We start from the raw sequence: 14,778 nt of genomic DNA, 5'->3' as shown, positions 1-14,778 counted from the left end.
GCCGATGCCGCGACCGAGGCGCTGCAACTGGCGGCCGAGCGGATCCGTGAGGAGACGGAGCGGACGCCGCAGCAGCTGCTCGAGGCCTTGGCGGTCGATCCCGAGCGGATCCCCACGGTCGAGGCGCTCGAGACCGATGTCGGCCGGCTCAAGCGGCAGCGCGAGGCGCTGGGGGCGGTGAACCTGCGCGCCGAGGAGGATGCGCAGGCGGTCCAGACCGAGCATGACACGCTGAAGGCCGAGAAGACCGACCTCGAGGAGGCGGTCAAGAAGCTGCGCGCGGGCATCCAGGGCCTGAACCGCGAGGGGCGCGAGCGGCTTCTCACCGCCTTCGAGCAGGTGAATGCGAGCTTCGGCACGCTCTTCACCCATCTCTTCGGCGGCGGCGAGGCGCGGCTCGTGATGGTCGAGAGCGACGATCCGCTGGAAGCGGGGCTCGAGATCATGTGCCAGCCGCCGGGCAAGAAGCTCTCGACGCTCTCGCTGCTCTCGGGGGGCGAGCAGACGCTGACGGCGCTGGCGCTGATCTTCGCGGTCTTCCTCGCGAACCCCGCGCCGATCTGCGTGCTGGACGAGGTGGATGCGCCGCTCGACGATGCGAACGTCACCCGCTTCTGCGACCTTCTGGACGAGATGACCCGGCGCACCGAGACGCGCTTCCTCATCATCACCCACCATGCGGTGACGATGGCGCGGATGGACCGGCTGTTCGGCGTGACCATGGCCGAGCAGGGGGTGAGCCAGCTGGTCTCGGTCGATCTCAAGCGGGCCGAGGCGCTGGTGGCCTGAGGCCCGTCTCTCCGAAGGCTCGGGATCGCGGGGACGGCAGCGTCAGCCTGCGCGGGTGGGGACGATGAGGCCGAGGCTCGCGCCGCGCCTATGGGATGTGAGGCTCAGGGCGTGTGGGCGCGGCTGCCCTCGGGCAGGGGGAAGCCCCGCAGGAACTCCTCCTGCTCCATCGGCCGCTTGCCCTCGCGCTGCGCGAGCGTGATCTCGACGGCGCCGGTGCCGCAGGCGATGGTGAGCCCATCGAGCACCGCGCCGGGTGCGCCCTGCCCCTCGGCCAGCCGGCAGCGCAGGAGCTTCACGCGCTCGCCGTTCAGAAGCGTCCAGGCGCCGGGGAAGGGCGAGAGGCCGCGGATCTGCCGGTCGATCTCGGCGGCCGGGCGGGTCCAGTCGATGCCGGCCTCGGCCTTCGCGATCTTCTCGGCATAGGTCACGCCCGCGTCGGGCTGCGGGCGGGGCACCAGATCGTCGAGCGCCCCGAGCGCGCCGAGGATCAGCCGCGCGCCCATGTCGGACAGCCGGTCATGCAGATCCTGCACCGTCTCCTCGGGGCCGATATGGGTCTTCTCGCACATCAGCACGGGGCCGGTATCGAGTCCGGCCTCCATCTGCATGATGCAGATGCCGGTCTCGGCGTCGCCCGCGAGGATCGCCCGGTGGATCGGGGCCGCCCCGCGCCAGCGCGGCAGGAGCGAGGCATGGATGTTGAGGCAGCCCCGCTCGGGCGCATCGAGGATCGGCTGGGGCAGGATGAGACCGTAGGCCACCACTACTGCCGCCTCGGCCCCGAGGGCCGCGAACTCGGCCTGCGCCTCGGGCGTGCGCAGCGAGGTCGGATGGCGGACCGGCAGGCCCAGCTCCTCGGCGCGGGTCTGCACCGGGGTGGGGCGGTCCTTCTTGCCGCGGCCCGCGGGGCGGGGCGGCTGGCAATAGACGCAGACCACCTCGTGATGCGCATGGAGCGCCTCGAGCACCGGCACGGAGAAGTCGGGCGAGCCCATGAAGATCAGGCGCATGGCTCAGCCCACCCGGCGCAGGTATTTCTCGGACTTCGCCACCACCATCTTGCGCTTCAGGGGCGAGAGGCGGTCGATGTAGAGCCTGCCGTCCAGATGGTCGATCTGGTGCTGCACCGAGGTGGCCCAGATGTCGACGAAATCGCGCTCCTCGATCTCGCCCGCCTCGTTCAGGAACCGCACCGTGACCGCGCGGGGGCGCGAAATGACTGCACTCGCGCCGGGCAGGTTGGGGCTGCCCTCCTCATGCTCGCGGAACTGGACCGAGGCATGGAGGATCTCGGGGTTCGCGAGCCGGATGGCCTTGCCGCGGCTCTCCGAGCAATCCACCACCGCAAGGCGCAGCATCACGCCGATCTGCGGCGCGGCCAGCCCGTAGCCCGGCATCGCATCCATCGTCTCGATCATGTCGGTCCAGATCGCGCGGATCTCGTCGGTAATGGCCGCGACGGGGGCGGCCACCGTCTTCAGCCGCTTGTCGGGATACATCACGAAGGGGCGGATCATGTCTCCATCTCCCGCAGGGCCTCGTCGCGCGCGGCGGGCGAGAGGCGGTCGAGGGTCACGATCCCGTCCAGATGGTCGATCTCGTGCTGGGCGCAGATGGCGTCGATGCCGGTGAGGAGCGCCTCCTGCTCGGCGCCGAAGAGGCTTGTCCAGCGCAGCCGGATCTCGGGCGCGCGGGCCACGAGCGGACGGGCGCCGGGGATCGAGAGGCAGCCCTCGGGGCCCTCCACCCGCTCCTCGGCCATCCAGAGGATCTCGGGATTGACGAAGACCTGCGGCGCGGCCGGGGCCTCCTTCCAGAGCGTGTCCATCACGAAGAGCCGGACCATGTGGCCCACCTGCGGCGCGGCGAGGCCCCGGCCTTCGGCGTGATACATCGTGGCCAGCATGTCGGAGGCGAGCGCCTCGAGCGCCGGGCCGGGCTCGGCCGGCGCGCAGGCCTGCGACAGGCGCGGGTCGGGCCAGCGCAGGATCGGCAGGACCGCCATCAGGCCTTCTGCACCATGCCCGAGGCCTGGGCGCGCTTGAACTTCTCCATCTTGCGCGTGATCATCTGCCGCTTGAGCGGGCGCAGATAGTCGATGAAGAGTTTGCCGTCGAGATGGTCGATCTCGTGCTGCACGCAGGTGGCCCAGAGGCCGGCGAACTGCTCCTCCTCCTCGCGGCCGTCGAGGCCGGTCCAGCGGACCTTCACCTCGGCCGGGCGCTCCACTTCGGCGAAGACGTTGGGCAGCGAGAGGCAGCCTTCCTCGTAGGTCGAGACATCCTCCGAGCGCCAGACGACCTCGGGGTTGACCATGGCGACCGGGCGCCGGGCGCCGTCGCTCTCCTTGTTGCAGTCGAGCACGATCAGCCGCCGCGTCACCCCCACCTGCGGCGCGGCGAGGCCGATCCCCGGCGCGTCATACATCGTGGCCAGCATGTCATCGGCCAGACGGCGCAGGTCGTCGGTGATCTGGCCGACAGGGTCGCAGATCTTCTTCAGGCGCGGGTCCGGGTGGATCAGGATGGGGCGTATCATGGCCGTGATTTACGACCTGCCGGGCCTTCGCGCAATGGTCCGGGCGCGTGCGGGCTGCGGCACGCCTTCGCACGCGGCGGGCGCGCCACCCTTGCACCTGCCGGAGCGTCCGCTACGCTCGCGCGCAAACAGGAGCGACCATGGATTTCGACGAGCGCATCGACCGCCGCGGCTCCCACTCGGTGAAGTGGGACATGATGGAGACCCTCTACGGCGTGCCGGCCGACACCGGCATCGCCATGTGGGTGGCCGACATGGAGTTCCGCCCACCGGCGGCGATCCAGAAGGCGCTCGAGAACATGACCGCGCACGGACTCTACGGCTATTTCGGCGACGACCGCGCCTATCTCGGCGCGATCCGCTGGTGGATGGAGCATCGGCACGGCTGGGACGTCGCTCCGGAATGGATTTTCACCGTGCATGGGCTGGTGAACGGCACCGCGCTCTGCGTCGATGCCTTCACGCAGCCGGGCGACGGGGTGGTGCTCATGACGCCGGTCTACCATGCCTTCGCGCGGGTGATCCGGGCCGCCGGACGCGAGGTGGTGGAATGCCGTCTCGCCGAGGAGGACGGCCGATATGTCATGGACTTCGACGCCTGGGAGGCCCAGCTTTCCGGGCGCGAGCGGATGCTGATCCTCTGCTCGCCGCACAATCCGGGCGGCCGGGTCTGGAGCGTGGAAGAGCTGCGTCGGGTGGCCGATTTCTGCGTGCGCCACGACCTGATCCTCGTGTCGGACGAGATCCACCACGACCTCGTCTATCCGGGCCAGCGCCATACGGTGATGCCGCTCGCCGCGCCCGAGATCCTGAACCGGCTGGTGATGCTGACCGCGGGCACCAAGACCTTCAACATTGCGGGCGCCCATTGCGGCAATGTCATCGTCCCGAACCCGGCGCTGCGGGCCGCCTTCGCCGGGCGGATGGCGGCGCTCGGCATCTCGCCCAACTCCTTCGGTCTGTTCATGGTGACGGCGGGCTATTCGCCCGAGGGGGCCGACTGGGTCGACGGGCTGATGGCCTATCTCGACGGCAACCGCACCTTGTTCGACGCGGGGATCAACGCGATCCCGGGCCTGCGCTCGATGAAGCTGGAGGCCACCTATCTGTCCTGGGTGGATTTTTCAGGCACCGGCATGAGCACCGAGGAGATCCATCGCCGCGTGCAGTCCGACGCGCTGATCGCGGCCAACCACGGGGCCACCTTCGGGGCGGGCGGCGAGAGCTTTCTGCGGTTCAACATCGCCGCGCCGCGGGCGCAGGTCGAAGAGGCGCTCGACAGGATCGCGCGCGCCTTCTCCGATCTGCAATAGGCGGATCTCAGGCTCCCGGCAGATAGCCGGCCGGGGGCTCCTTCTCGAGCCAAAAATCGAGCGGCGGCCGGTCGGTGGGGGCCGTGGCGCGCTTGAACTCGCAGATGAGCTCGCCGCCGTCCACCACGGCGCAGACGATGAGGCACTGGCAGACCAGCCGCTCGCCGTCGAAGAGATTGACGAGGCCGCGCAGGCTGCGGATCTGATCGGCGTCGAGGGCGAAGCCCCCGTCCCACAGCCGCAGCACCGGCACCTCGGTCCCTCCGAAACGGACGCGGAGCCGTGACTTGCGCTTCATTTCGGCCTTCCGCGCGGCAGCGAGACCGTCCCTGATTTCCTGAGGCAGATATTCGAGCATGAACGACTCCCTGGTGCTCAAAACCGAGTCTGGTGTCATGTGGCGAAAAATCAAGCTACCTGAAAGAATATTTCGTAAGATTGGGTGCGGACGTTACGAATGCTGCGCGGCTCAGGCCGCGTGAACGTAATGCTCCACGATGGTCGCAAGATCGCTGACCGGAGTCGAGATGGCAAAGTAGCCACAGGCATTCTGACAATGGGTGAAGATGGACCCGTCCGAAAAGACGGCGGTATCGGTCAGGAACATGACCTTGGCCCAGGGCTGCCGGAAGGCCGCGAAATCGGCCACGGCCAGGGCAGAGCCCTCGTCGAGCATCAGGTCCAGCATCACGACCTGAATCCGGTGGGCGCAGAGCACGCGCACCGCACATTCCTGGCTGTGGGTGATGTGGACGGTGATGCCGTCCTTGCGCAGCCGCTCCGCCCATTGGCTGGCAAGCTCCGCGCGAGTCTCCACGATCAGGACGTGCATTCTGGCTTCCTTCGATTTTGCCGAGAACTTGTCTTACCTTTGGGCCGAATGTTTTAACGCGTGGTTAACAGAATATATCAAAGTGGTAACGGCGCCGCGACCGGCGGATAGCCGCTATTTCTGCCACTGAAAGGCGGCTTGCAAAGACGACCCGTCTGCTACTTTCCGTCGCAGAGCACGGTGCGCGTCCCGGGGCACCGCCGCGCGACGGGACCGCCCGGGGCGGGAGCCGCGCCGGCCTGCGGGACGGGTCAGCCGGAGGTGCCGAGGCGCCGCGTCGCTTCCTTCAGCTTGAAGCCGCGGCCGCCCGCCGCCTGCCAGAGCCGCTGGCCCTGCCAGAGCGCGAACATCATCAGGGCGGGCTCGGTCTTGCCGAGGCGCAGGGCCAGCGCCTCCTCGACGCTGCGCCGCCAGGCCTCGGCCCGCGGGCGCATCTCGGGCAGGGTGAGCGAGAGCGCCACGATCTGCGGCACGGCCGCCTCGCCGAGCGCCTTGAGGAAGGCGGGCGCCTTCGTCTCGGTTGCGGCGGCGTCGGTCGCCGCGTCGAGCCCGTCCCAGAAATGGCCCAGTGCCGCCAGCATCATGCCGTCGCGGGTGCCGAACCGGCCCGCGAGCGTCGCCGCGGCCAGTCCCGTCGCGCGCGACACGGTGCCGAAGGACACAGCGCGCTCGCCGCCGCCCGCCAGCATCTGGCAAATGGAGGCATGAACATCGGCATCGGGAAGCGTGCGGGGTCGGGCCATGCGGCCATTGTAACCGAACGAAAGCTCGAAAACTAGCGCGTCTTGAAGGGGGCCATGCCCGCGCGCGCCAGCTCGTCCGCGCGCTCGTTCTCGGCGTGGCCGGCATGCCCCTTGATCCAGCGCCAGACGACCTTGTGCCGCTGCTGGGCCGCGTCGAGCCTCTCCCAGAGTTCGGCGTTCTTCACCGGCTTCTTCTCGGCGGTCTTCCAGCCGTTGCGCTTCCAGCCGTGGATCCAGGTCGTCACGCCGTTCTTCACATAGGCGCTGTCGGTGACGATGGTGATCTCGGTCGGCCGCGTCAGCGCCTCGAGGGCCGAGATGGCGGCCATCAGCTCCATCCGGTTGTTGGTGGTGAGCGCCTCGCCGCCTTGCAGCGTGCGCTCCTTGACCACCGCCTCGCCCTCGCGCGCGAGCATCAGCACGCCCCAGCCTCCCGGGCCGGGATTTCCGCTGCAGGCACCATCGGTATAGGCATAGAGGTCTGGCATGGGGCGGGGGTAGCCGAAGCCGCGGCGGCGCACAAGCCGGTGCGGGCGGAGCGGGGGCCGCTCGAGCGGCGGCGTCGGGCTCTGCCCGCGCCTCAGACGCGGTGGTAGGGAGAGCCTGCGAGGATGGTGGCCGCGCGGTAGAGCTGCTCGGCCAGCATCACGCGCACCAGCATGTGCGGCCAGACCATGCGCCCCAGCGAAATCGCGAGATCGGCCCGATCGCGCAGCCGGGGCGCGAGCCCGTCCGCGCCACCGATGGCCAGCGCCACGTCGCGGCCGCTATCGCGCCAGTGCGCCAGATGATCGGCGAATTCGGGAGAGGAGAGGGTGCGGCCGCGTTCGTCGAGGATGACGAGCGTAGCCCCCGGCGCCACGGCCTTCGAGATCAGGTCGGCCTCGGCCTCCATGCCGCCGCCCTTGCGATCCTCGAGCTCAAGGATCTGCACGGGCGGCAGGCCCAGCGGCCTGCCCGTCCGTTCGAACCTCGCGAGGTAATCCTCCACCAGATCCCGTTCGGGGCCGCTGCGCAGCCGCCCCACGGCGCAGAGCTGCAGCTTCATCAGCCGCGCGAGAGGCCCTGAGCGCCGCCCGGCATCCACATCTTCTCGAGCTGGTAGAACTCGCGCACCTCGGGGCGGAAGACATGCACGATCACGTCGCCCGTGTCGATCAGCACCCAGTCCCCGGTTTCCTTGCCTTCGACCTTCGAGAGCCGCCCGAATTGCTGCTTCACCCGGTCCATCAGCTTTTCCGAGATGGCGGCAACCTGACGCGACGAGCGGCCCGAGCAGATGACCATGTAATCGGCCATGTCCGAGCGGCCGCGCAGATCGATCTGCACGATATCCTCGGCCTTGTCGTCATCGAGCGAGGCGAGCACGGCCTGCAGCAGCTCCTCGCTGGAGGGGTCATTGGCGGGGTCGTGTGCGGTGCTCGTCCGAGCCGGCCGTTGCCCGACCGGAAGTCCGGTCGCGGGGTCAGAATGTGACAGGGTCGTCCTCCCGTGTGGCGCGCCGACAAGCCCCGGCGCCGGGCTGTTCCCTCAAGGTAACATCACCGGCCCGCAATCTCAATGCGGGCAGCGGCCTGCGTTAGCCTTCGCCGAGGCCGAAGGCAACCTCGTTCCGCCGTTGCCAGGGCAAGGTCATCGGCGAGTCGTAGAAATGGAAGTAGGGGCCTTCGCGTTTGTGCAGGCCCCGCTCCGCGATCCAGTGCCCGAGTCCCTCGGCCTGACGCCGGAGCGCGTGGTCGGTGGGCCAGCCCGAGAAGCGCCGCACCGCCTGGCGCGACGGCGGCACCGTCACGAAGCGGATGCGGCTGTCCCTGGGCGCGGGCAGGGCGGAGGCGCCCCGGACCTCCGGCATGGTGAAGCGCACGGTCCAGAGATCCTCGCCCGCGGGAAGCTGACTGACCGGCACGGTCATCTCGAGCCTCTGGTTCTCGGCATTGCCGCCGAAGATGTAGCGCGCGAGCACGCGGAAGCCGCGGGTGATGGCGGTGGAGCGATCTCCTGCCATCGTGACTTCCGCCACGAGATAGGGGCCGTATCGGCGAATCTCGGTCGCGGCTTCCGCGAACTCGAGCTCGTAGGCCGGCTGTTCGTATCCCTTGTAATCGATGGCTCCATTCATCGGACGGCTCCTTGCGAGGCCCGGGCTCAACGCCGACAGGCGGTTGCGGTTCACGCCGTTGTTGCCTGTCCGGGAATTCGAGCGTAAAAGCCACAGTCATGGAACGCATCTTCGACATGGACGATCGCGCCCGGCTGCCTTGGCGGTTCTACGGCGCCAGCCTCTCGATCCTCGCCCGACTTTGAGTCGGCGTGCGGCTTTCGCCTGCCTTCCCCCCATAAAATCCACAGCCATCGCGAGAGAGCCATGACCGCTCCAAGAACGCTCTATGACAAGATCTGGGACGACCATGTGGTCCACCAGTCCGAAGACGGCACCTGCCTGCTCTACATCGACCGCCACCTCGTCCATGAGGTGACGAGCCCGCAGGCCTTCGAGGGTCTGCGCATGACGGGCCGCAAGGTGCGCGCCCCCGAGAAGACCATCGCCGTGCCGGACCACAACGTCCCCACGACGGAAGGCCGCGACACGAAGATCGACAACGAAGAGTCGCGCATCCAGGTCGAGGCGCTCGACAAGAATGCCCGCGACTTCGGGATCAACTACTATCCCGTGTCGGACATCCGGCAGGGGATCGTCCATATCGTCGGGCCCGAGCAGGGCTGGACGCTGCCGGGCATGACGGTGGTCTGCGGCGACAGCCACACGGCCACCCACGGCGCCTTCGGCGCGCTGGCCCACGGCATCGGCACCTCCGAGGTCGAGCATGTGCTGGCCACGCAGACGCTGATCCAGAAGAAGTCGAAGAACATGAAGGTGGAGATCACCGGGAGCCTGCGCCCCGGCGTTACCGCCAAGGACATCACGCTCTCGGTCATCGGCCTCACCGGCACCGCGGGCGGCACCGGCTATGTGATCGAATATTGCGGGCAGGCGATCCGCGAACTGTCGATGGAAGGCCGGATGACGGTCTGCAACATGGCGATCGAGGGCGGCGCGCGCGCGGGCCTGATCGCACCGGACGAGAAGACCTTCGCCTATGTGATGGGCCGTCCGCATGCGCCGAAGGGCGCGGCGTGGGAGGCGGCGCTCGCCTACTGGAAGACGCTCTACACCGACGAGGGCGCGCAGTTCGACAAGGTCGTGACGATCCGCGGCGAGGATATCGCCCCGGTCGTGACCTGGGGCACCTCGCCCGAGGATGTGCTGCCGATCACCGCGACCGTGCCCTCGCCCGAGGAGTTCACCGGCGGCAAGGTCGAGGCCGCGCGCCGCAGCCTTGAATATATGGGCCTGACCCCCGGCCAGAAGCTCACCGACATCAAGATCGACACGGTCTTCATCGGCTCCTGCACCAACGGCCGGATCGAGGATCTGCGGGCCGCGGCCGAGATCCTGAAGGGCAAGAAGGTGGCTCCGGGGATGCGGGCCATGGTCGTGCCGGGCTCGGGCCTCGTGCGCGCGCAGGCCGAGGAAGAGGGGCTGGCGCAGATCTTCATCGACGCGGGCTTCGAATGGCGCCTCGCGGGCTGCTCGATGTGCCTCGCGATGAACCCCGACCAGCTCAGCCCCGGCGAGCGCTGCGCCTCGACCTCGAACCGGAACTTCGAGGGCCGTCAGGGCCGCAACGGCCGCACCCATCTTGTCAGCCCCGGAATGGCCGCCGCTGCGGCGATCACCGGTCACCTGACCGACGTGCGCGACCTAATGACGGCGCCGGCCGAGCCGGCGTGACGACAGCCGGGCGCGCCGGACGGCGCGCCCGCGCAGGTTTGCAGCAAGTCAGGACAGGACGGAATGAAAGGCACGAGCTCGCTCATCGTCTCTGGCATCCTCGCCCTTCTGGGCGGGATCGCCGCTCTGGCCTTCCCGCTGCCCGTCTCGCTCGCGGTCACGGTCCTTGCGGGCTGTGTCTTCGTGGCGAGCGGGGCGTTCGGGCTCTGGGCGGCCTTCTCCGACCGGGGAATGCCCTCGCGCGGGGCCGCGGCCTTCTTCAGCCTCGTCAGCCTCGTCGCCGGGGTCTGGATGCTGGCCAACCCGCTGGCGGGAATGGTGTCGCTCACGCTGATGCTGGGCGCGCTCTTCCTCGTCTCGGGGGTGGTGCGGCTCGGGCTGAGCCTCGCCACCTGGCGCGGCACCGTCATGTTCTGGCTGATGGCGCTCTCCGGCCTGATCTCGGCCGGTCTCGGTCTCTTCATCCTGCTGCGACTGCCGGAAGCGAGCCTCGTGCTGCTCGGCACGCTCGTCGCGGTCGAGCTGATCGTCATGGGCGCCACCCTCGTCGCCATGGGCTTTGCCCTCAGAAAATCTGGAAATCCCTGAGCCATGCAAGAATTCACCAAACTGACCGGCGTCGCGGCCCCCATGCCGCTCGTCAATATCGACACCGACATGATCATCCCGAAGCAGTTCCTGAAGACGATCCAGCGCTCGGGTCTCGGCAAGAACCTGTTCGACGAGATGCGCTACAACCCCGACGGAAGCGAGATCCCGGAGTTCGTTCTGAACCAGCCGGCCTATCGCGATGCACAGATCATCGTCGCGGGCGACAATTTCGGCTGCGGCTCGTCGCGCGAACATGCGCCCTGGGCGCTGCTCGACTTCGGCATCCGCTGCGTGATCTCGACGAGCTTCGCCGACATCTTCTACAACAACTGCTTCAAGAACGGCATCCTGCCCATCGTCATGCCGCCCGAGGTGGTCGAGGTGCTGATGGAGGATGCCCGCCGCGGCGCCAACGCGCGGATGACCGTCGATCTCGAGTCGCAGACGGTGACGACCTCGGACGGTCAGTCCTTCCCGTTCCAGGTCGATTCGTTCCGCCGTCACTGCCTGATGAACGGCCTCGACGATATCGGCCTGACGCTCGAGAAGGCCGCCTCGATCGACGGGTTCGAGCGGGATCTTGCAACCCTGAGGCCCTGGGTCTGACCGCTCCTCAACCGTGAGATGCAAGGCCGCCTTCGGGCGGCCTTTTTCATCCCGTCTTTTGGAAAGGGATGCCGACCTTTTCCCTGTGTATACCTCACAAAGGTTAGCTTCCTCTACGTCTCCATGCATCGGAAGGTGAGGGGAGGCGCCAGTGGGACGGCATCCGCAACCCTGCCGCACCAGGCGGGAAGCCGTCGCCCCGGTGGAGCCTGCGGCTCGTGGGGGAGGGGGGGGGGAACGTGTTTTCAAGGCTCTCCGGGGCGCTCCTGCGCGCATTTCTCGTTGTTCTCCTGCTGGCGACGCCGTCGGTCCTGCTGCCGGGCGTGGGGGCGGACGGTCAGCAGATGGTGGCGCTCGCGGCCCTCTTCGGCGGCGTCCTGACCCTCGTCGAATATAATGCGACCTATCCGGGTCTCGTGGAGTTCCGCGATGCCCCACCGTTCAACCGGCTGCGCTTCGCGCTCCTGCTCGTGATGGTGCTGACCCTCACCCTGATGCAGCGCGAGGCCTCGGATCCCTCCGCCCTGACGGCCCTTTCGGCCCAGGCGGCGGCGGCCGTCGGAACGGCGATGGATTTCGCCTACAGCCCCGTGCGGCTCGCGACTCTCATGCTGTCCGACCGCGCCACGCCCGAGCAGGCAGCCGTCCTGCGGAATGCCGCCGGCATCGCCTATCTCATCGCCACCGCCGCGGTCGCGATGTTCGTCGCGGTGATCCGGCTGAACCGCTGGCCCTCGCGCAATGTGGCCTTCAACGTCTGGGTGAACCTGCCGACCTTCGAGGCGACGGCAGGGGGCGACGTGGTCCAGCGCCTGCTCCGGGACGCGCGCTTTAACGTGGCCTTAGGGTTCCTGCTGCCATTCCTGATCCCGATGGCGGTGAAGGTGGGCACCAGCGGCCTCGATCCGCTGACGCTTGCCTCGCCGCAGACTCTGGTCTGGGTAACGGTGGCATGGGCATTCCTTCCGGCGAGCCTCCTCATGCGCGGCGTGGGCATGGCCCGCATCGCCGAGATGATCCGCGAGAAGCGCCGGATGGGCGAGGCCATCGGCACCCCGACCCTCGCCGCGACCGTCTGAGGGCGCTTCCGGCCCTCTGCCTGCTCCTGCTCCTGCCCCTGGCCGCCATGGCCGAGACGCTGCGTTTCGCCACCTGTGACGTCGATCTCGACCGGGCGGGCCCCGGGCTCCTTCTGCGGGACATCCGCGGGGGGAAGGATCCGCAGGTTCTCGCGGTGCGGCGCATGATCGAGGCGCTTCAGGCCGATGTGCTGTTCCTCACCGGGGTGGACTACGACGCGGACCTTCTGGCGGCCCGCGCGCTGGCGGGCGATCTCTATCCCCATCTTCTGGCGCTGCGGCCCAATGCCGGGCGGCCGACCGGGATCGATCTCGACGGCGACGGCCGTCTCGGCGGGCCGGGAGACGCGCAGGGCTGGGGCCGGTTCGACGGGCAGGGGGGCATGGTGCTGCTCTCGCGCCTGCCGCTCGGCCCGCCGCGCGACTTCTCGGCCCTGCTCTGGGCGGACCTGCCGGAGGCGAACCTGCCGCCGATGCCGCCCGAGGCGCGCGCGGTGCAGCGGCTCGCCTCCGTGGGGGCCTGGGAGGTGCCGCTGCCCCGGGCCCGAGGCCCCGCGCTGAAGCTCCTCCTCTGGTCCGCCACGCCCCCGGTCTTCGACGGGCCCGAGGACCGCAACGGCCGCCGGGCGGGGGACGAGGCCCTGTTCTGGGCCCGGCTCCTCGAGGGGCGATTGCCGTTCCCGGCGCCCGAGGGGCCGGTGCTGCTCATGGGCAAGGCGAACATCGACCCCCTCGCGGGGGACGGACCGCGGGCCGCCATCGCGGCGCTGCTCGCCCATCCCGCATTGCAGGATCCCGCGCCCCAAGGGCCCGACGGCAGCCGCGCCACCGCCGACTTCCGTGCGGACGGCGGACCGGGGCTGCTGCGCACCGACTATATCCTGCCGGCGCGCAGTCTCCATGTCACCGCATCGGGCGTCCTCTGGCCGCCGCCGGGCGATCCTCTGGCGGTCGTGGCCGCTCAGGCCTCGCGCCACCGCCCCGTCTGGGTGGAGCTGGATCTGCATTAGCGTCCCTTCCGGCGGCGGGGGCGGCCGCCCTCGGCTTGACCGGGCGAGGGGAAGCGCATAGGCCACGGCAAACCCCAGTGATAGCAGGAGCGCATCTTGGCCAATCCCTCCCTCCTCATCCTCGCCGGCGACGGCATCGGCCCCGAAGTCATGGCCGAGGTGAAACGCATCATCGGCTGGTTCGGCGAGAAGCGCGGCGTGACTTTCGACGTCTCCGAGGATCTCGTCGGCGGCGCGGCCTATGACGCGCACGGCAAGCCGCTGGCCGATGAGACGATGGCCAAGGCGCAGGAGGTCGATGCGGTGCTGCTCGGCGCCGTGGGCGGGCCGAAATACGACGTGCTCGACTTCTCGGTGAAGCCCGAGCGCGGGCTCCTGCGCCTGCGCAAGGAGATGGACCTCTATGCCAACCTGCGTCCGGCGCAGTGCTTCGACGCGCTGGCCGACTTCTCCAGCCTGAAGCGGGAGATCGTCGCCGGGCTCGACATCATGATCGTGCGCGAGCTGACCTCGGGCGTCTATTTCGGCGAGCCGCGCGGGATCTTCCCCGACAACGAGGGCGGCCGCTTCGGCGTCAACACCCAGCGCTACACGACCGAGGAGATCCGCCGCGTCGCGCGCTCGGCCTTCGAGCTGGCCCGCCGCCGCAACAACCGGGTCTGCTCGATGGAGAAGGCCAACGTCATGGAATCCGGCATCCTCTGGCGCGAGGAGGTGCAGTGGGTCCATGACAACGAATATCCCGATGTCGAGCTCAGCCACATGTATGCCGACAACGGTGCCATGCAGCTCGTGCGCTGGCCGCGCCAGTTCGACGTGATCGTGACCGACAACCTCTTCGGCGACATCCTGTCGGACTGCGCGGCGATGCTGACGGGCTCGCTCGGGATGCTGCCGTCGGCCTCGCTGGGTGCGCCGATGGCGAACGGGCGGCCGAAGGCGCTCTACGAGCCCGTCCACGGCTCGGCGCCCGACATCGCGGGGCAGGGCAAGGCCAACCCGATCGCCTGCATCCTGAGCTTCGCCATGGCGCTGCGCTATTCCTTCGACATGGGCGAGGAAGCCACCCGCCTCGAGAAGGCGGTCGAGACGGTGCTGGCCGACGGTGTGCGCACCGCCGATCTCATGGGCCCCGAGGGCGGCACGCCGGTCTCGACCTCGGGCATGGGCGACGCGGTCCTCGCGGCGCTGGATGCGAGCCTCTGACGATGCAGGGGGGCGGCGCGCCGCCCCCTTCCCCTTCGCGGGGAGCCAGGACCGGCACCGCCGCGGCAGATGCGCCACGGCCCCTCTGACGACGGCAGGAGAGCCGTCCGGCCCGTGGCTCATGGGAGCCCCTTCCCGCTGGTGGCCTGCGTGTCGGCGGGCAGCCTGGGCGGCAACCGCCGCGGCAGATGCGCCACGGCCCCTCTGAGGGACGACGGGAAGCCGTCCGGCCCGTGGCACATGGGAGCCCCTTCCGGCCGGTGGCCTGCGTGATG

Annotated in this window: 18 protein-coding genes and 1 pseudogene; 8 read left to right on the top strand and 11 right to left on the bottom strand. The window is 69.0% G+C overall.

What is annotated here, in order from left to right:
* A pseudogene (locus A9O63_RS09470) lies at positions 1-789 on the top strand (chromosome segregation protein SMC); the annotation flags it as partial.
* Positions 790-893: 104 nt separating this feature from the next.
* On the opposite strand, the gene fmt reads toward A9O63_RS09470, so the two are convergent.
* The 4 genes from fmt to def (A9O63_RS09450) are packed head-to-tail and all read right to left on the bottom strand — an operon-like array spanning position 894 to position 3,330.
* Positions 894-1,802 (bottom strand): methionyl-tRNA formyltransferase, encoded by a 909-nt coding sequence (fmt, locus tag A9O63_RS09465; RefSeq protein ID WP_069331703.1) that lies wholly within the window; start codon positions 1,800-1,802, stop codon positions 894-896.
* Positions 1,803-1,805: 3 nt separating this feature from the next.
* Entirely contained in the window at positions 1,806-2,309 is a 504-nt protein-coding gene (gene def, locus A9O63_RS09460; RefSeq protein WP_069331702.1) for a peptide deformylase, read from the bottom strand.
* Positions 2,306-2,797 (bottom strand): peptide deformylase, encoded by a 492-nt coding sequence (gene def, locus A9O63_RS09455; RefSeq protein ID WP_069331701.1) that lies wholly within the window; start codon positions 2,795-2,797, stop codon positions 2,306-2,308. Before def (A9O63_RS09455) ends, def (A9O63_RS09460) begins: the two co-directional genes overlap by 4 nt.
* Positions 2,797-3,330 carry a peptide deformylase gene (gene def, locus A9O63_RS09450; RefSeq protein ID WP_069331700.1) on the bottom strand — a complete coding sequence of 178 codons (534 nt, stop codon included), beginning with the start codon at positions 3,328-3,330 and terminating at the stop codon, positions 2,797-2,799. The genes def (A9O63_RS09455) and def (A9O63_RS09450) overlap by 1 nt, the downstream gene beginning before the upstream one ends.
* Positions 3,331-3,470: 140 nt before the next feature.
* Here def (A9O63_RS09450) and A9O63_RS09445 point away from each other — a divergent pair, with 140 nt between their 5' ends.
* Entirely contained in the window at positions 3,471-4,643 is a 1,173-nt protein-coding gene (locus A9O63_RS09445) for a MalY/PatB family protein (protein WP_069331699.1), read from the top strand.
* Positions 4,644-4,650: 7 nt separating this feature from the next.
* Here the strand turns inward: A9O63_RS09445 and A9O63_RS09440 are convergent, their stop codons facing one another.
* From A9O63_RS09440 to A9O63_RS09410, 7 genes are all read right to left on the bottom strand, one after another.
* Positions 4,651-5,001, bottom strand: coding sequence for a hypothetical protein (locus tag A9O63_RS09440; protein WP_069331698.1), 351 nt, complete (start codon positions 4,999-5,001; stop codon positions 4,651-4,653).
* Positions 5,002-5,112: 111 nt separating this feature from the next.
* Positions 5,113-5,475, bottom strand: coding sequence for a DNA-binding transcriptional response regulator (locus A9O63_RS09435; protein WP_069331697.1), 363 nt, complete (start codon positions 5,473-5,475; stop codon positions 5,113-5,115).
* A gap of 251 nt (positions 5,476-5,726) precedes the next feature.
* Positions 5,727-6,218: a transcriptional regulator gene (locus A9O63_RS09430; RefSeq protein ID WP_069331696.1), complete on the bottom strand. Its 492-nt coding sequence runs from the start codon at positions 6,216-6,218 to the stop codon at positions 5,727-5,729.
* A 32-nt stretch (positions 6,219-6,250) separates the two neighbouring features.
* Complete coding sequence (gene rnhA / locus A9O63_RS09425; RefSeq protein WP_069331705.1) at positions 6,251-6,706, bottom strand: ribonuclease HI; 456 nt, start codon at positions 6,704-6,706, stop codon at positions 6,251-6,253.
* Positions 6,707-6,798: 92 nt separating this feature from the next.
* Complete coding sequence (rlmH, locus tag A9O63_RS09420; protein ID WP_069331704.1) at positions 6,799-7,266, bottom strand: 23S rRNA (pseudouridine(1915)-N(3))-methyltransferase RlmH; 468 nt, start codon at positions 7,264-7,266, stop codon at positions 6,799-6,801.
* Positions 7,266-7,586: a ribosome silencing factor gene (gene rsfS / locus A9O63_RS09415; RefSeq protein ID WP_069331695.1), complete on the bottom strand. Its 321-nt coding sequence runs from the start codon at positions 7,584-7,586 to the stop codon at positions 7,266-7,268. Before rsfS ends, rlmH begins: the two co-directional genes overlap by 1 nt.
* Positions 7,587-7,797: 211 nt before the next feature.
* The gene (locus tag A9O63_RS09410) at positions 7,798-8,337 is read right to left on the bottom strand and encodes an SOUL family heme-binding protein (protein ID WP_069331694.1); all 540 of its coding nucleotides are present in this window, start codon (positions 8,335-8,337) and stop codon (positions 7,798-7,800) included.
* A gap of 246 nt (positions 8,338-8,583) precedes the next feature.
* On the opposite strand from A9O63_RS09410, the gene leuC reads away from it, so the two are divergent.
* From leuC to leuB, 6 genes are all read left to right on the top strand, one after another.
* Positions 8,584-10,011: a 3-isopropylmalate dehydratase large subunit gene (gene leuC / locus A9O63_RS09405; RefSeq protein WP_069331693.1), complete on the top strand. Its 1,428-nt coding sequence runs from the start codon at positions 8,584-8,586 to the stop codon at positions 10,009-10,011.
* A gap of 63 nt (positions 10,012-10,074) precedes the next feature.
* A complete protein-coding gene (locus tag A9O63_RS09400) occupies positions 10,075-10,599 on the top strand; it encodes an HdeD family acid-resistance protein (RefSeq protein WP_002721056.1) in 525 nt (174 codons plus the stop codon).
* A gap of 3 nt (positions 10,600-10,602) precedes the next feature.
* Positions 10,603-11,208 carry a 3-isopropylmalate dehydratase small subunit gene (gene leuD, locus A9O63_RS09395; protein ID WP_069331692.1) on the top strand — a complete coding sequence of 202 codons (606 nt, stop codon included), beginning with the start codon at positions 10,603-10,605 and terminating at the stop codon, positions 11,206-11,208.
* A 239-nt stretch (positions 11,209-11,447) separates the two neighbouring features.
* Positions 11,448-12,287, top strand: coding sequence for a hypothetical protein (locus A9O63_RS09390; protein WP_205631829.1), 840 nt, complete (start codon positions 11,448-11,450; stop codon positions 12,285-12,287).
* A 47-nt stretch (positions 12,288-12,334) separates the two neighbouring features.
* The gene (locus tag A9O63_RS09385; protein ID WP_069331690.1) at positions 12,335-13,297 is read left to right on the top strand and encodes an endonuclease/exonuclease/phosphatase family protein; all 963 of its coding nucleotides are present in this window, start codon (positions 12,335-12,337) and stop codon (positions 13,295-13,297) included.
* Between the two features lie 96 nt (positions 13,298-13,393).
* Entirely contained in the window at positions 13,394-14,503 is a 1,110-nt protein-coding gene (leuB, locus tag A9O63_RS09380; RefSeq protein WP_069331689.1) for a 3-isopropylmalate dehydrogenase, read from the top strand.
* Positions 14,504-14,778 lie beyond the last annotated feature (275 nt).

The sequence above is a fragment of the Cereibacter johrii genome, from assembly GCF_001720585.1.
Taxonomy (GTDB): Bacteria; Pseudomonadota; Alphaproteobacteria; order Rhodobacterales; family Rhodobacteraceae; genus Cereibacter_A; species Cereibacter_A johrii.
The sequence above is the reverse complement of the archived record's forward strand: the minus strand, read 5'-3'. Positions and strand labels throughout refer to the sequence as shown.